The organism is Waterburya sp. (assembly GCF_058530065.1).
In genome coordinates, this window is sequence record NZ_JBZNBU010000323.1 from 1 (window position 1) to 14310 (window position 14310).

18 protein-coding genes are annotated in these 14310 nt (G+C 37.9%); 10 read left to right on the forward strand and 8 right to left on the reverse strand.

Annotated features, from left to right (window positions below):
* Positions 1-144 precede the first annotated feature (144 nt).
* The 3 genes from AC33VI_RS19130 to AC33VI_RS19140 are packed head-to-tail and all read right to left on the reverse strand — an operon-like array spanning position 145 to position 924.
* Positions 145-372 (reverse strand): hypothetical protein, encoded by a 228-nt coding sequence (locus AC33VI_RS19130; RefSeq protein ID WP_491783853.1) that lies wholly within the window; start codon positions 370-372, stop codon positions 145-147.
* 47 nt (positions 373-419) lie between these two features.
* Complete coding sequence (locus AC33VI_RS19135; RefSeq protein WP_491783854.1) at positions 420-647, reverse strand: hypothetical protein; 228 nt, start codon at positions 645-647, stop codon at positions 420-422.
* Between the two features lie 49 nt (positions 648-696).
* Positions 697-924, reverse strand: coding sequence for a hypothetical protein (locus AC33VI_RS19140; protein ID WP_491783855.1), 228 nt, complete (start codon positions 922-924; stop codon positions 697-699).
* Positions 925-1468: 544 nt separating this feature from the next.
* On the opposite strand from AC33VI_RS19140, the gene AC33VI_RS19145 reads away from it, so the two are divergent.
* Positions 1469-3190 (forward strand): ABC-ATPase domain-containing protein, encoded by a 1722-nt coding sequence (locus tag AC33VI_RS19145; protein ID WP_491783856.1) that lies wholly within the window; start codon positions 1469-1471, stop codon positions 3188-3190.
* A 3-nt stretch (positions 3191-3193) separates the two neighbouring features.
* Here AC33VI_RS19145 and recF read toward each other — a convergent pair whose 3' ends face one another.
* The 3 genes from recF to AC33VI_RS19160 form a co-directional block, all read right to left on the reverse strand.
* Entirely contained in the window at positions 3194-4339 is a 1146-nt protein-coding gene (gene recF, locus AC33VI_RS19150) for a DNA replication/repair protein RecF (RefSeq protein ID WP_491783857.1), read from the reverse strand.
* Between the two features lie 18 nt (positions 4340-4357).
* A complete protein-coding gene (locus tag AC33VI_RS19155) occupies positions 4358-5107 on the reverse strand; it encodes a nucleotidyltransferase domain-containing protein (RefSeq protein ID WP_491783858.1) in 750 nt (249 codons plus the stop codon).
* Between the two features lie 114 nt (positions 5108-5221).
* The gene (locus AC33VI_RS19160) at positions 5222-6073 is read right to left on the reverse strand and encodes an alpha/beta fold hydrolase (RefSeq protein ID WP_491783859.1); all 852 of its coding nucleotides are present in this window, start codon (positions 6071-6073) and stop codon (positions 5222-5224) included.
* Positions 6074-6313: 240 nt separating this feature from the next.
* Here AC33VI_RS19160 and AC33VI_RS19165 point away from each other — a divergent pair, with 240 nt between their 5' ends.
* From AC33VI_RS19165 to rimK, 8 genes are all read left to right on the forward strand, one after another.
* Positions 6314-6598, forward strand: a complete 285-nt coding sequence (locus tag AC33VI_RS19165) for a hypothetical protein (RefSeq protein WP_491783860.1) — start codon at positions 6314-6316, stop codon at positions 6596-6598.
* A gap of 50 nt (positions 6599-6648) precedes the next feature.
* A complete protein-coding gene (locus tag AC33VI_RS19170; protein WP_491783861.1) occupies positions 6649-8055 on the forward strand; it encodes a serine hydrolase domain-containing protein in 1407 nt (468 codons plus the stop codon).
* 309 nt (positions 8056-8364) lie between these two features.
* Positions 8365-9027, forward strand: coding sequence for a hypothetical protein (locus AC33VI_RS19175; protein WP_491783862.1), 663 nt, complete (start codon positions 8365-8367; stop codon positions 9025-9027).
* Positions 9028-9045: 18 nt separating this feature from the next.
* The gene (locus AC33VI_RS19180) at positions 9046-9624 is read left to right on the forward strand and encodes a Crp/Fnr family transcriptional regulator (RefSeq protein ID WP_491783863.1); all 579 of its coding nucleotides are present in this window, start codon (positions 9046-9048) and stop codon (positions 9622-9624) included.
* 122 nt (positions 9625-9746) lie between these two features.
* The gene (locus AC33VI_RS19185; protein WP_491783864.1) at positions 9747-10550 is read left to right on the forward strand and encodes a 2OG-Fe(II) oxygenase; all 804 of its coding nucleotides are present in this window, start codon (positions 9747-9749) and stop codon (positions 10548-10550) included.
* On the forward strand, positions 10547-10780 hold the full coding sequence (locus AC33VI_RS19190) for a hypothetical protein (protein ID WP_491783865.1): 234 nt from the start codon (positions 10547-10549) through the stop codon (positions 10778-10780). Before AC33VI_RS19185 ends, AC33VI_RS19190 begins: the two co-directional genes overlap by 4 nt.
* An 814-nt stretch (positions 10781-11594) precedes the next feature.
* Positions 11595-12053 (forward strand): ATP-dependent zinc protease family protein, encoded by a 459-nt coding sequence (locus AC33VI_RS19195; RefSeq protein ID WP_491783866.1) that lies wholly within the window; start codon positions 11595-11597, stop codon positions 12051-12053.
* 36 nt (positions 12054-12089) lie between these two features.
* Positions 12090-12995 carry a 30S ribosomal protein S6--L-glutamate ligase gene (rimK, locus tag AC33VI_RS19200; RefSeq protein ID WP_491783867.1) on the forward strand — a complete coding sequence of 302 codons (906 nt, stop codon included), beginning with the start codon at positions 12090-12092 and terminating at the stop codon, positions 12993-12995.
* Between the two features lie 48 nt (positions 12996-13043).
* Here rimK and AC33VI_RS19205 read toward each other — a convergent pair whose 3' ends face one another.
* Together AC33VI_RS19205 and AC33VI_RS19210 are read right to left on the reverse strand one after the other, a co-directional pair.
* On the reverse strand, positions 13044-13394 hold the full coding sequence (locus tag AC33VI_RS19205) for a DUF5615 family PIN-like protein (protein WP_491783868.1): 351 nt from the start codon (positions 13392-13394) through the stop codon (positions 13044-13046).
* Between the two features lie 13 nt (positions 13395-13407).
* Complete coding sequence (locus AC33VI_RS19210; RefSeq protein ID WP_491783869.1) at positions 13408-13737, reverse strand: DUF433 domain-containing protein; 330 nt, start codon at positions 13735-13737, stop codon at positions 13408-13410.
* A gap of 337 nt (positions 13738-14074) precedes the next feature.
* Here AC33VI_RS19210 and AC33VI_RS19215 point away from each other — a divergent pair.
* Positions 14075-14310: LexA family transcriptional regulator (locus AC33VI_RS19215; RefSeq protein ID WP_491783870.1), on the forward strand; the 236-nt coding region annotated here is incomplete at its 3' end.

Below are 14310 nucleotides of genomic sequence, written 5' to 3' on the forward strand. Positions count from 1 at the left end.
ATAGCAATGATGCCACCAACTACAGCAGTAGTTTCTGTCTCGTTTAATACTTCTAAAGAAGTGTTGTTTAGTTCGTTGAATTGAATTTTAGACATGAATTTTCTCCTGGTTCAATGTGATTTGTTAATTGGAATTTGTCGGGGATTAACCTTGGTTGACATTCACGTTACTGCCTTGACCTAGGAAAGTAGCATTACCTAAACCAACTTGCTGGACTAACGCAGTATTGTCGGCAGAAACTAGAGCTAGATTTAATCTGCTAGAAAGATCGCTTCCTAGAGCAATGATGCCACCAACTACAGCAGTAGTTTCTTGCTCATTTAATACTTCTAAAGAAGTGTTGTTTAGTTCGTTGAATTGAATTTTAGACATGAGTTTTCCTGGTTCGATATGATTTGTTGATTAGAATTTGTCGGGGATTAGCCTTGGTTGACATTCACGTTACTGCCTTGACCAATTCCTGCAAAGTTAAAAGCACCACCTTGAAGGACAGCAGCAGTGTTATCGGCAGAAACAATCCCAACGTTTTGTCTTTGAGATAAATCGCTAAAAATAGCAATGATGCCACCAACTACAGCAGTAGTTTCTTGCTCGTTTAATACTTCTAAAGAAGTGTTGTTTAGTTCGTTGAATTGAATTTTAGACATGGTGTTTTTTCCTATTGAATATAGTTTACTGATTAGAATTAGTAGGTAATTAACCTTGGTTGACAACAACGTTACTGCCTTGACCTAGTAAAGCAACATTACCTAAACCAAATTGCTGAACTAGTGCATTATTATCAGCAGATACAACTGCAATATTTTGTCTAACTGATGCGTCGCTAAAGGCAATAAAAATTCCACCAACGACACCAGCAGTTTCTGTCTCGTTTAATACTTCTAAAGAAGTGTTGTTTAGTTCGTTAAATTGAATTTTAGACATTTATTTTCTCCTGTATTTGTGAGATTTAGTTTTAAACTTTTGGTTCGAGTTCTAAAACTTTGTTCTTGTGTTTTCTCTCGATGAATCTATTGTGCAACAACCAAAAAAGAATAACAACTATTTTCAACACCTAGATTAGACACAACTATAAGAGTTTTGTCTTTTTAAGAAGTAATAAGCTGTGGTCTGTTGTAAAATATTATTTTTTATGGACAGTAAAATAAATATCAATTTATTTTAAGTCAAAAATAAGTCTTTTAATGTTCTTTTTTCAAAGATATAGATTTTAAACAAATAAGAGTAATATTTTATCTTTTGACGACCTATCAATTAGGTAAACTTCTCGAATTGCGGACAAAAGACTAGAAGTATTCTTGTAGGTATTGAAAATATAGAATGCAAATGGATATGTTAAGACATATGAAGAGGAGTTATGTGCTTTTTAAGCACATAAAATTGCGCCAAAAAAGATCTTTTTTGACCAAAATCTCGCAAACTAGTACTGAAAGACTAGCTTTTTTGTTACAAACGGAAACAATTGACCATGAATAAGCAACGATTGAGCGATCGCAATAACCTATATTCGATTCTGATGGATTTAGATAATGCTAGTTATAAAGCCTATAAAGATATTCGAGGTAGCTATAGGTTCGATCGCTTTACTCTCGTTGTAGACTACGTTCAAGGAGATCCTTTTGCTTCTCCCAGTCAGTTACGGGTAGTTCTGACTCAATCTGTAGCTAAATTTCCCACCCAGTTATATCAATCTCTCTCTAGAGAAATAGCCTTAGGAGACTATTTAGCACGACAATTTAGTCGTAGGGCAAAAGAGGTAAGTTCCGATCGAGGCACGGGAAAAAGTGGTTTAATTGCCATAGCTTCTCTGGGACAAGAAGTATTAGTGAGAAATGCTGTTTTAATAGACGATAAGACGGTAGAAGTTCGTTTTGTGGTGGGTTTGCCTGCTCGGGGAAGAAGAATTTTAGGTCGTCAAGCAGCAGAAATGTTGTGTGAAGATATTCCCCAGATTGTGGAAGAGACACTTATATATATGTCTCTCGATCCAGCAGAGGTAAAAAAACACGTCGAAACCGTTGAAGATGCAGACTGGTTGCGATCGCAATTATCCCAAAAAAATTTAGTGGCGTTTGTTGCCGATGGCGCAGTCTTACCCCGTCGTAGCGGTATCGATCCTCGTCCTTTACTAGAAGCTATTCCTTTTAAGTCTCCCGAATCTTTACAAGTAGAATTCAATTGTCCTAATTGCGGTTTAATTTCGGGAATGGGCATTCCCCAGGGAATTAGTTTGATAGTCGGCGGCGGCTATCATGGCAAATCGACTCTATTAAAAGCGATCGAGTTGGGGATATACAATCATATCCCTGGAGATGGTAGGGAATATGTCGTGTCTAATCTGAGTGGAGTTAAGATCCGCGCTGAAGATGGACGGAGTATTGCAGGAGTGAATATTTCTCCTTTTATCAATCATTTACCTCAAGGCAGATCGACGACTAATTTTATTACTACTAATGCTAGTGGCAGTACTTCCCAAGCAGCTAACATAATAGAAGCTTTAGAAGCAGGGGCAGAATTACTGTTAATCGATGAAGATACATCGGCGACTAACTTTACAATTCGCGATCGCCGAATGCAAGCCTTGATTGCCAAAGAAAAAGAACCAATTACTCCGTTTATCGATAAGGTACGCCAACTTTACGATGACTATGGAGTCTCGACAATTTTAGTCATGGGGGGAAGTGGCGATTATTTTGATGTGGCAGATTTAGTCATTGCGTTAGAAAACTACCTTCCTCAAGACGTTACTAACGAAGCTAAAGCGATCGCGCGAGAATATATTACCCATCGAAATTCCGAAGGAGGAGACAATTTCGGCAAGATAACTCCTAGAATACCCCTCGAAAAAAGCATTGATGCCAGTCGGGGTAAAAGAGAAGTCAAACTAAAATCAATGGGAACAGACAAAATTGGCTTTGGGGTAGAAGATATTGATTTAACCGCAGTAGAACAAATAGTCGATACAGGGCAATTAAAAGCGATCGCCCTAGCCATAATTTATGCCAAAGATAAATATATGAGTTCGGAATTGACTCTTGCCGAAATCTTAGATCGAGTCGAGGGAGATCTAGACAGATACGGATTAGATATTATTACCGAATATCCCCAAGGAAACCTCGCCCAATTTCGCCCTCAAGAATTAGCTGCTGCTTTAAATAGATTACGCAGTCTCCAAGTGACTGTAGTTTAGACTTTAGCTAATAGTAATAATTTCTCCTGCTTTTACTTGCAAAACTTGAGAATCTTGAATCCAGTCTTGATTAAATGAATCTATGTGAGTTGTAGTGATAATTGTTTGAAAGCGATCGCCAATTACTTCTAAAAGTTGTTTTTGGCGGTTGAGGTCTAATTCTGCCAAAACATCATCTAATAATAATAAAGGTGGTTCGCCGACTACTTCTTCAACGAGCTTTAATTCTGCTAATTTTAACGCTAAGACCAAAGTGCGCTGTTGTCCTTGAGAACCATAGTAACGGGCGGGAGTTCCATCAATGCTCAATTCGATTTCATCTCGATGAGTGCCGACTAGGGTTGTTCCTTGATATTTTATTTCGCGATCGCGATAGCTGGCTAATTTGTCTAAAAAAGCTTGTTGCACTGCTTCGGGTGCGTCTTCTCTCCATTCCACATTAGGTAAATATTTGATGCTTAAGGTTTCGGTTTCTCCACTAATACGATGATGCCAAGATGCAGCAATGGGGGCGATTTTGGCAATTACTCTAGCTCGTCGGCGAGTCACTCTAGAACCTGCTGCTGCTAGTTGTTTGTCCCATAATTTTAATTGGGGTTCAAATAAATCGAGGGATTCTGATGATTCTCCTTTAATAATCGAGCGGATTTTTTTTAATAGAGCGTTACGCTGGCGCAATATGCGATTATATTCCTGCAAAATATTAGAATAAACTGGCTCTAATTGAATTAATAAGCTATCGAGCCAACTTCTTTGGGAATTGGGCGCGCCTCTAACTAAATCTAAATCTAAACTAGAAAACTGTACTGCATTAAGAACCCCCAAAAAATCGATTTGACGGCGTAGTTTTTCTTGGTTGAGAATAACAGTACGTCTACCACGATCTCGAATCACAATACTTAACTGATTGGTGCTGTGATTGCGTTGGACAACTGCTGCAATTTGACCGCTAGATTGATTATTTAAAACTAATTCGCGATCGCGACTGGTACGATGGCTTTTAAGGGTAGCTAATAGTTCTATTGCTTCGAGAAGATTAGATTTTCCTTGAGCATTATCTCCCACTAAAATAGTTTTTTTGGCTGTAAATTCTACCTCGCGATCGCTATAGTTACGAAAGCTTCGCAAATGCAGTCTTTTTAAATACATTTATTAGTTATTATTCTTTTACTTATTTCTAATTTTTAATAACAGGCTATTTAATTCTGGTTTAGCGGCGGGTTCGTCTGGTAAATTACTGTTATCGAATGCTCTATCTAGTTGTTCTTGCAATCTTTGATATTCTTTTTGATAAAATTCTAGATTGACAGATGATAAGGTTTCTTTTTCTTTGCCCGATTGTTTTTGAACAATTAAATCCTTAATATAAGGTAAATTAAATTCTTGGTTCAACTCGACTAGATTGGCTTCAACCTTACCAGTGTTTAATAAATTAATTCCTGTTAATAATGCTCGGTATACATAAAGTAATTTTTTAAGATAATAAATATTTTCTTTAGTAAATAATTTCCATTGATTATTAGCAAATCCTTGATAGTGATAATAATGATTGCGAGTAATACAGTTAGAGGCGATCGCTTTTAATTCTCGATGTTCGGGAGTAGTTTTTAGAATCAACGGAGAATATAATTGTTCTAAAACATAGCCATTTCTTTTAAGTAATAAATTACAAAACTTTTTTAGGTCGTGAGTGACTAAATCTATTTCAACGCCTGCTTCAGCTTCGGTAACTTCAATAGTTTCTCTAGCAGAATATAAGCCAATTACTTTTTGCAGAGGTAAAATATGAACTCCTCGCAGATCGTAGTCAGAATTTGCTGAAGGAAAACCATATAAATGCGCACCACTAATAGTTAAAAACATCAAAGGGAAAGGCTGCGATTCGATTACTTCTGCTAATAATTGAGAATTTTGCATGATTTTCAAGATTATTGATTTTTCATTCTACCTACTACCTACTACTTAAAAGCAATTGACAAACGGCACAAAAGGTTAACTTGTCACAAGTGGTGATTGACTTTCAGGCGATTGCTAAACAATAGCCGTTTTAACTTGTAAAAAGTTTTGAATAGCTTCCAGATAAGCTGATTTGTCTTCTAACATCGGGAAGTGAGAAGTTTGAGGTAATTCTACATATTCAATGCGATCGTTTAAAGCTGCTGCTTGTCTTCCCATTTTCGCAGGGATAATAATATCTTTTTCTCCCGAAACCATTAACGTGGGTACGGTTAGGTTAGCAAACTCTTGGGGCATAGTTTCTACCGCAGCCTTGCTCACAGAAGTATAAATCGTACCTACTGCTGCTTGATAGTCGGCTAATAAAAAATCTTCTAAAAAAGCCATGCGATCGCTTTGATCGATCGGACGATGTAAAAATCTTGCCATAAACATTCTGTCGGCAAAAGGAACTTTTAGAAACCAATCGTAGCGGAATTTAACTACATAACCGCCAAATTTATGGAAGGCAGCAAATGCTTTAGCATCGTACTCAAAAATCCCATTACAAGTTAAGATTGCCCGTTCGATTCTTTCGGGGTAGCGATTAATAAATATAGTCGCGATCGATGCTCCCATTGAGTGGGCATTAAGATAAATTCGTTCTAATTTTAGTTCGTTTAATAGTAAGATTAAATCTTCTGCATAGTCTGCCATCTCGTAACCCAGATCGGGGCTATCTGCTTGCAGACTAGAACGACCAAACCCCCGCAGATCGTAAAGTAAACAATCAAAATTCTCAATTAAAGCCGTTGCCGTACTGCGCCAATATTTTGCAGATCCTCCCCAACCATGAACGAAAACCATTACTGGCTTATTAGATTTACTTTGAGGCTGGCGAACCCATTCATAATAGTGGTTCACTCCGCGAATGTTGATTAGAGGCATAGAGATTTAAGTTAGATTTGAGCAAATTATCTAATTGTTGTTTTTTAGTCTATGCCGAACTTTAACAATACATAAAGTTATTTTGGTTGTTTTAAGAAAAACTACAAGTCTCAAGGTCAAAAATGAAGATTTAATAAAGTTTTAAACATATATGTAAAATCTACATCAACCGCTCAAATTAGTAGGATATATTGGTTTTATGAACATAAATTAAGATAATGGCATCAACACAAAAGTACTATGAGCGACAGTGAAGTAGAGCAATGGTGTCAAGCAAATAATTGGAGCGAACCCAGACAAATAGAACTAGGTATTTGGGTGGCTTTTCCTCCAGGCGGAGTAATTGAAACCCCCCTACCATTGCAAATACAAAAATCTAAACCCAAATTATTGGATAGTGTAATTGATTTATTGCTTTTAGTCTTGGTGACTACTGCCGTGGCAGCGACCGCCATAATTATGTCTCCTTGTTTTATCAAACCAATAGTCAACCGTCGTCGAAAAAACTATTTAGATCGCAGTTAAGTAGCTGGTACGATTCTAATTTTTAATTAATCCAAATTAATATATTTAATATGAAATTGAAGAAAATTTTATTAACTTTTTTCTTCAGTGCTTGTTTACTGACAATTAGCTTGAATATTTCCATAACGTCAACAGCACAAGAACCTACTAAAACTGATAATGATATCTCTTGGACAGCAGAAAATTCAGACCCCAATGTTTTGGGCTGGATGGAGGGTTCGCCACCACCACTCGATAAAATAATTCGCTTCGACGATAACAGTTTTGCCAAGTTTCCTCAATGGCGTTGGACGGTATGCAACTTTCAGCAGTTAATGCCCACAAAGCCTGTTAGTCGTGGATTGTCGCCAGTTGCACAGCTGGAAAGCAAGGAAGTATCAGGCATTGACGATGTAACCTTTATGACCTTAGGTGCTGAAGAACCTATGACCTGGAAGCAATCTTTAGCAGCCAATTTCACAGATGGTATTTTGGTGATGCATCACGGTAAGGTTGTTTACGAAACCTATGCTGGTTGCCTAGATTCCGCCAAGCGTCATGGAGCAATGTCTATGACCAAATCCTTTGTGGGATTGCTAGGAGAGATGTTAATTGCTGAGGGTCAACTCGATGAAAGCAAACTGGTTCGAGATTACATTCCCGAACTAACTGAAAGTGCCTTTGGTGATGCCACGGTGCGCCAGGTTTTGGATATGACAACAGGTTTGGATTATAGCGAGGACTACTCAGATCCCAACGCTGGAGTCTGGCTACACGCAGCAGCAGGAAATCCCCTCCCAAAGCCCGCAGACTACACTGGTCCTAGAACATATTTTGAATTTTTACAAACGGTTCAAAAACAAGGGGAGCATGGTGGCAGCTTTGCCTACAAAACCATTAACACTGATGTTTTGGGTTGGTTGATTAGTAGGGTTACAGGTCAACCCGTCACTGAAGTACTCTCGGAAAAAATATGGAGCAAAATAGGAGCAGATCTGGGGGCTTATATGTCAGTAGATTCTATCGGTACGCCCTTTGCTGGCGGTGGTCTGAGTGCTGGTCTGCGGGATATGGCTCGTTTTGCTCAAATGATTCTTAATGAAGGGATGGTAGGGGATGAGCAGGTTATACCCGTATCAGTGATTGAGAGTATTCGAGGTGGTGGCGATCGCGATGCTTTTGCTGATGCTGGATATTCTTTACTTGAGGGTTGGAGTTATCGTAGTATGTGGTGGATTACTCATAATGAACATGGTGCATTCATGGCTAGAGGCGTACACGGTCAAGCCCTCTATATCGATCCTGGGGCAGATATGGCGATTGTTCGCTTTGCTTCCCATCCCGAGGCAAAAAATGCTGTCATCGATCCGACATCTTTGCCAGCATACGAAGCTTTGGCTAATTATTTAATTGAAATCGATAATTCTTACAGCCGTTTTCAGTTGAATAGCTCTCTGGGAAAATTTACTAGTTCGTAGTTTTTAGTTCTTAGTTCTTAGTTTTTAAAGTTTAATTATGTGGTCTACCCATGTGAAAAGCGCAGTAAATTCTTGCTTATAGTGCGAGGTATCAAAATTACTCTTTAGTTTACTTTGATTTTAGACGACGAGATGATGGCACAGTTACGTCAAGGACTACAGCGTCGGCTAGATTATGATGTCAAACAAGTTTACAACTTAACCTATAATTTGTTTGTCAAAACTGACACAAAACTGTCACAATTTTACAACATCCGCCTAATATGATGCCTATATTTTGCTTGGCATAAAACCTATGTCTGATGTGAAGTGAACAGATTCAACTATTCCCGTAGTTTTTTGATAAGTCAGTTTGAGTCATTTCAGCAAACTTATAACAAAAATCAACCTTATCCTCATTTAGTTATTGATGACCTATTTGAACCAGGGATACTTCAGCTGATTCTTCAGGAATTTTCTCCCACCTGCAATCATACCCATCAAGTAAGAACCAATAATGATTTATTCATCAAAACGAAAAAAGTAGATCGACTATCAGAATTTGGGCGCACTTTTTATTATTGGCTTAATTCTCGCGATTTTCTTCGTGCTTTGGCTTTGGTAGTAAATCGAGAGCGAGATAGTTTGATTGGCGATCCTTATTATTTAGGGGCGGGAATACACGAACTATTACCAGGAGAAAAAATAGAGTCTCATCACAATTTCCTGTTTCACAAAGATTTACCCTTAATTTGCCAGTTTAATCTAATTCTCTGTCTTAACGATTGTAGCGATTTTGCAGAAACAGGAACAATTAAGATTTGTGGCTCTCAAGATAATAGCTCTCCACAGGTAGAATACTCCCTGAATTCTAATCGCACCTTTATCTTACCCATGACCAACAAAGTTAAGTACACAATAAATACGAGTGAATGTATTATGTGTAGTCCCAAATTTTTATCAATCTACTATTGGTCTTTAATCATTAATTGACTCTATAAGCGATCGCAAATGCTCAATAAACCTCAACCACAATGGCAAACAGTAAAATATGCTCGCGGTGACAAAATATCCTGGGATCTCAACACTTTATGGCTAATAAAACGGGGAATAGTTAAAGTATTTACCTACAATTTAGCAGGAAGAATGGTTATTTTAGGCTATTGGAGTCAAGGAGATGTCATCGGTCAAACTTCTGACAACTTCTATTCCTATCAGATAGAATGCTTATCTGCCGTAGAATTAGCTATTGTTCCTTATCAAGATTGGCATTACCTCGCTAAAGAAATTCGCACCAGCTTTCAAGATTCGGAAAGATTAATCTATGCTTTAGCTCAAAAAGATATTGAAGAAAAGCTCCTGGAGCTATTAATTTATTTCGGTAATAAGTTTGGCATAAAACACGAATTAGGCAAAGCGATACCTATTCCTTTAACCCACAATGATTTATCAAAGTTGCTCAGTATTACTAGGGTTAGTGTGACTCGTTCTATGAACCAATTACAGAGCAAAAAATACATTGTTATCCCCAAGCGGGGAGAGATTATCTTATGTATTTCGGCAATACCCAGACTTGAGTACAAAATTTAGTAAACTGTTGTCAATCGGATATTTCCCTTAGTTTTGTCAAAACTAACACAAGACTGTCATAAATTTGTAATTCTTACCTGGTAAATATAGATAAACATTTTGTTAAATAACTTGTTATTTATATGACTATCGGCGTATCTCAACCTCAGTTCGGTTTAGCAAACAATAGTAATGTTATTGATTTAACTCTTTTTGACAACGCCCTTGTCAAACTTCAGCAAGAAGCAGGAGGGTTACATCATAAATATATCACTGCCAAACCCTATCCTCATTTAGTAATTGACGATCTTTTTGCCCCAGAATTATTAGATCGCTTGGTGGCAGAATTTCCTAAAGTTAAAGAACGAGACTGGCTGGTATGGGATACCCAACACGAACTAAAGACTACCTCTAATGGGATTGAAGGCTTGTCTGGGTTTACCCAAATGTTTTGTTTTTGGCTCAACTCTCCACAGGTAATCAAAACTATCGAACAAATTACCGACATTGATAACCTAGTGGGAGATCCTTTGTTTCATGGTGCTGGTTTACACGAAATGTATCGGGGTGGTTGGCTGGAGATGCACACCGACTATACCAGACATTTTAGTTTGCCCTTGATGAGGAGATTGAATATCCTAATTTATCTCAATCGCGACTGGGATACTAATTGGGGTGGGGAACTAGCATTACAAAATCTTGGCAATCCCCGAAGTAATGTTAGCTACCCCCCGTTGTTTAATCGCACGATTATTTTTCCTACTACTAATAAGACTTTTCATGGCGTACCAAAACCCTTATCTTGCCCCTTAAATCGCAGTCGCCAACTGTTGTCTATCTACTATTGGAATCCTATACCCATGCCTTTGTGGTCAAAAGCGGGTACGCCTTTGTTGTGGGCATCCAAGCAAAAGAAAAACTTCAAACAACTATTAGGTAAATCTTGAAATATCTAGTCCTAAATATCTTGAATCGTTATTTTTTCAATGGTGGAAAAAATATCTGGCAAGCAACTAAATGTTTGATTCTACGTTGGGAAATTTGGTTTTTACTCCATAGCGATCGCGATGAAATAATATCAGACAAGGTTGCTAGGGCGATCGCTTTACGAAAACTTAGATATCCCAACAACATTCTTTTCGTGCTAGTTGAGTTTATTTTCAGGGCTAGAGTTTGATTTTAATTGATAATAGGGGTTGCCAAAAATGATATTTATTTTAATATTAGAATTGACTATTTTCTTATTTGTTGGCTTAATTATTTTACTTCTCTATAAACTATTTCCCGTTAAGCCAATGAAAAAAAGTAGATCCAAACCCAGAAAAATTAAATACATAAATTCTTTTTATTATTTATTCGATCTAAAAAACATTTTGTCTATAAAGCCTTACTAATCACCATGAGTCAGCTATCCAAATAGGAATTACAGCGATCGCTTGCGTAAATTAATTTCTTTTTAATACTTTAGATTGCATGTTGAGCTATCGGAACGTAATTTCGACAATCTTTATATGCTTGGGTATTAGTAGCTCCTTCGTAATTAACCATAACTAGCACTAAATAAAATAGTCTTGGTATTTCAGACTTGTCAAAATTGACATACTCAAGACATTTAATTGAAAAATTGTTGGATTAGTATTGATTGTTGGATTAGTATTAAAAAATCAAAGAATATTTGATTTCCATAATATTTTTTTGGAGCATAGCACCAATGTTCAATCTCGGCGATCGTGTTAAACATATAGAAACGGGTAACATCGGTATCATTATGGGTTTTAGCAAACCCATAGTAAATAATAAATGTCTGCCAACAGTTAAGGTAAAAAGTTAAAAACCTACTGTCTAAAGACTTACAGACTCAATGGCTACCATGTTCGGAAGACTACAGAGTAATTTACCCCAACCTCAATAGTAGAAAACTAATACTCGCACCAATCAAAAGATACGATCGCCCCAAAATTGCCTAGCGATCGCAATTATTTATCTCATCTATGAAACAAGCAAAATCTACACCCGCCAAGCAATTAACAGTAATTGGTTGGCGGGAAATGTTGAGTCTGCCAGATCTAGGAGTCGATCGCATTAAAGCTAAAATCGATACGGGGGCGCGTACATCTGCTTTACACGCCTTCAACTGCCAAGAATTTCAACAAGATGGCAAGACCATGATTCGCTTTGAAATTCATCCCCAACAACGAGACAACAAATACAGCATCACAGCCGAGGCAGAGTTACTAGAATACCGCAAAGTAACTAGTTCTGGGGGACACGCTCAAACTAGACCTGTGATTTTAACAACGATCCAATTAGGGGAACATCAATGGCAAGGAGAATTAACCTTAACCAACCGCGACGTAATGGGTTTTAGAATGCTTTTGGGCAGACAGGCAGTACGCAAGCGTTTTTCTATCGATCCTGGTAAATCTTTTCTGCAAAGTAGTCCCCATTAAAACCAGATATTTATATTCAAAGTCGAAGTTTAAGTTATGAAAATTGCTATACTATCTCAAGATTCTTCCCTTTATTCCACCAGAAGATTAAAAGAAGCAGGAGAAGAACGAGGACATGAAGTAAGAGTGATTCCCTATCTTCGTTGCTACATGAACATTACTTCTAGCCGTCCTAGTATTATGTTCAATGGCAATCCCCTAGAAAATTTTGATGCGGTCATCCCCCGCATTGGGGCATCTCGAACTTTTTACGGCACTGCGGTGGTGCGTCAGTTTGAAGTGATGGGAGTGTTTAGTGCTAATGAATCTCAAGCAATTTCTCGCAGTCGCGATAAGCTGCGCTGTATGCAAATCTTAGCCAGGGAAGGAGTAGGGTTACCTGTAACGGGTTTTGCCCATGCCACCCAAGACATTGATGGTTTGATCGAAACTGTCGGCGGCGCGCCTTTGGTAATCAAACTACTAGAAGGTGCTCAAGGCACCGGCGTAGTGCTGGCAGAAACCTATCAAGCTGCTAAATCGGTAATTGAAGCTTTTCGGGGTTTGGATGCCAATATTTTGGTACAGGAATATATCAAAGAAGCGGGCGGTGCAGACTTACGTTGCTTTGTAGTAGGAGGCAAAGTAATTGCTGCTATGAAACGTCAGGGAGCAAAAGGCGAATTTCGCTCTAACCTCCATCGCGGTGGGAATGCAGAAGCTATTAAACTTTCCATTGAAGAAAGAACTACTGCCATTAAAGCAGCTAAAGCGATGGGTTTAAACGTAGCTGGGGTAGACTTGCTGCGCTCTAATCATGGTCCTGTAGTGATGGAAGTCAATTCTTCTCCTGGTTTAGAGGGAATTGAAAAAGCCACTGACATGGATGTGGCAGGCAAAATTATTGAATATGTAGCTACAAATGCTGTCGTTGCTAATACTGAGGCTATAGTTAATTATTGATCCTATAAACTAATAAAGTTTTTGGCAATTAATTACTAGAGAGTAACTTTATAAAGGCAAATACAACACTTTATCTTTCCACTCTTTTTGTTCTGTATAGTTTGCCAAAAGCAATATTTCATCAATTGTCTGTCGGATAGAAATGCGGTCGCTCACTACAAACATTCCTGACATTACTTTGTTTCTTTGCAAGCGTTGATAGGCAAAATCAGGCATTGTAGCGCGATCGTAAGTTATTAAAATGCGATCGCGATCGGCAGCCCAAGCAAGAATACTTGGATCGTCTGCTTCTCGCAAGCCTATATCTTGAACTCGAACTAAGTCTAAATCTGGTTGGTGTAAAAATAGTCCTCGAATAATATCGCCGTTGAAATTTTCATCGCTCAACAGCCTTAACATATTACATATTTAGTTATAAATTTTTCTGAGATAACAAACGAGAACGAATTTGACTTAGATCGGGTTGATTCGCTTCAAGACGCTGCCTTACAGATTCCGCTAATTCCTCTCTCTGATTCAAATATTCTTCTACAGTTTCTTGGTTTTTTAGGTAATAAGCGATCGCGCCATAGGTATCGGATAAAGTCAAAGTTGAATATTGACTGACAATAGATTCTGGAGACGCGCCATTTTGAAAGGCTCGAATCACTATTTCTAACAAGACTCTTGAATTTCCCACTCTGATTGCTCCCGTTTCATCTGCTCGTAGTGGTGGTTTTTCGCTTTTTAAAACAAGGGTCATCAACTAATCCTAACTTCAGCACAACTATAGATCTTAGCTTAATTTAAGGATAGTTAGTGTGAATGTCTTCATGACAAACTTAACCTCTTTACATATTGAAAGAAGTCAAACCTTATCTATCAATTGTTGATTAGTGTTGATGCTGTTTTGTGAGTTAAGTAAAAGAATTTAGTACGAATTAAATATAGCTAAGACAAAAGCAAATGTAAATAGCAACATTGGCAACATAAAATTTTAATGGCAACATTGGCAACATTATGGCAACATCATATTGCTTGATTGACGTGGCAAAAAAGAAACTGGCAAGCTGAATTGGAAACTTAGACATAGAAGATCGATGGCAAAAATCACCAAACATCGAGACAAGATTCTTGAAGCTTTAAGGCAATGGTTTCGCATCCATAAAGAATCACCATCTTTAGAAGAATTATGCCAAGAATTGGGCATGAAACGCACTCAAAAGGGTACTTTGCAAAAATGGCTCAAGACGATGCGTGGTATAGATGTTGAATGGGATGACAACTCAGCAAGAAGTTATCGTTTGCTAGAAAAAGATTCTTTGGAAACAGAAAG

Bases quoted from the DNA above. Each gene is read 5' to 3' on its own strand.
- AC33VI_RS19130 (WP_491783853.1), bottom strand. From the start codon at position 372: ATGTCTAAAATTCAATTCAACGAACTAAACAACACTTCTTTAGAAGTA.
- AC33VI_RS19135 (WP_491783854.1), bottom strand. From the start codon at position 647: ATGTCTAAAATTCAATTCAACGAACTAAACAACACTTCTTTAGAAGTA.
- AC33VI_RS19205 (WP_491783868.1), bottom strand. From the start codon at position 13,394: ATGTTAAGGCTGTTGAGCGATGAAAATTTCAACGGCGATATTATTCGA.
- rimK (WP_491783867.1), top strand. From the start codon at position 12,090: ATGAAAATTGCTATACTATCTCAAGATTCTTCCCTTTATTCCACCAGA.
- AC33VI_RS19160 (WP_491783859.1), bottom strand. From the start codon at position 6,073: ATGCCTCTAATCAACATTCGCGGAGTGAACCACTATTATGAATGGGTT.
- AC33VI_RS19185 (WP_491783864.1), top strand. From the start codon at position 9,747: ATGACTATCGGCGTATCTCAACCTCAGTTCGGTTTAGCAAACAATAGT.
- AC33VI_RS19180 (WP_491783863.1), top strand. From the start codon at position 9,046: ATGCTCAATAAACCTCAACCACAATGGCAAACAGTAAAATATGCTCGC.
- AC33VI_RS19155 (WP_491783858.1), bottom strand. From the start codon at position 5,107: ATGCAAAATTCTCAATTATTAGCAGAAGTAATCGAATCGCAGCCTTTC.
- AC33VI_RS19170 (WP_491783861.1), top strand. From the start codon at position 6,649: ATGAAATTGAAGAAAATTTTATTAACTTTTTTCTTCAGTGCTTGTTTA.
- AC33VI_RS19140 (WP_491783855.1), bottom strand. From the start codon at position 924: ATGTCTAAAATTCAATTTAACGAACTAAACAACACTTCTTTAGAAGTA.
- AC33VI_RS19145 (WP_491783856.1), top strand. From the start codon at position 1,469: ATGAATAAGCAACGATTGAGCGATCGCAATAACCTATATTCGATTCTG.
- AC33VI_RS19165 (WP_491783860.1), top strand. From the start codon at position 6,314: ATGAGCGACAGTGAAGTAGAGCAATGGTGTCAAGCAAATAATTGGAGC.
- AC33VI_RS19195 (WP_491783866.1), top strand. From the start codon at position 11,595: ATGAAACAAGCAAAATCTACACCCGCCAAGCAATTAACAGTAATTGGT.
- recF (WP_491783857.1), bottom strand. From the start codon at position 4,339: ATGTATTTAAAAAGACTGCATTTGCGAAGCTTTCGTAACTATAGCGAT.
- AC33VI_RS19210 (WP_491783869.1), bottom strand. From the start codon at position 13,737: ATGACCCTTGTTTTAAAAAGCGAAAAACCACCACTACGAGCAGATGAA.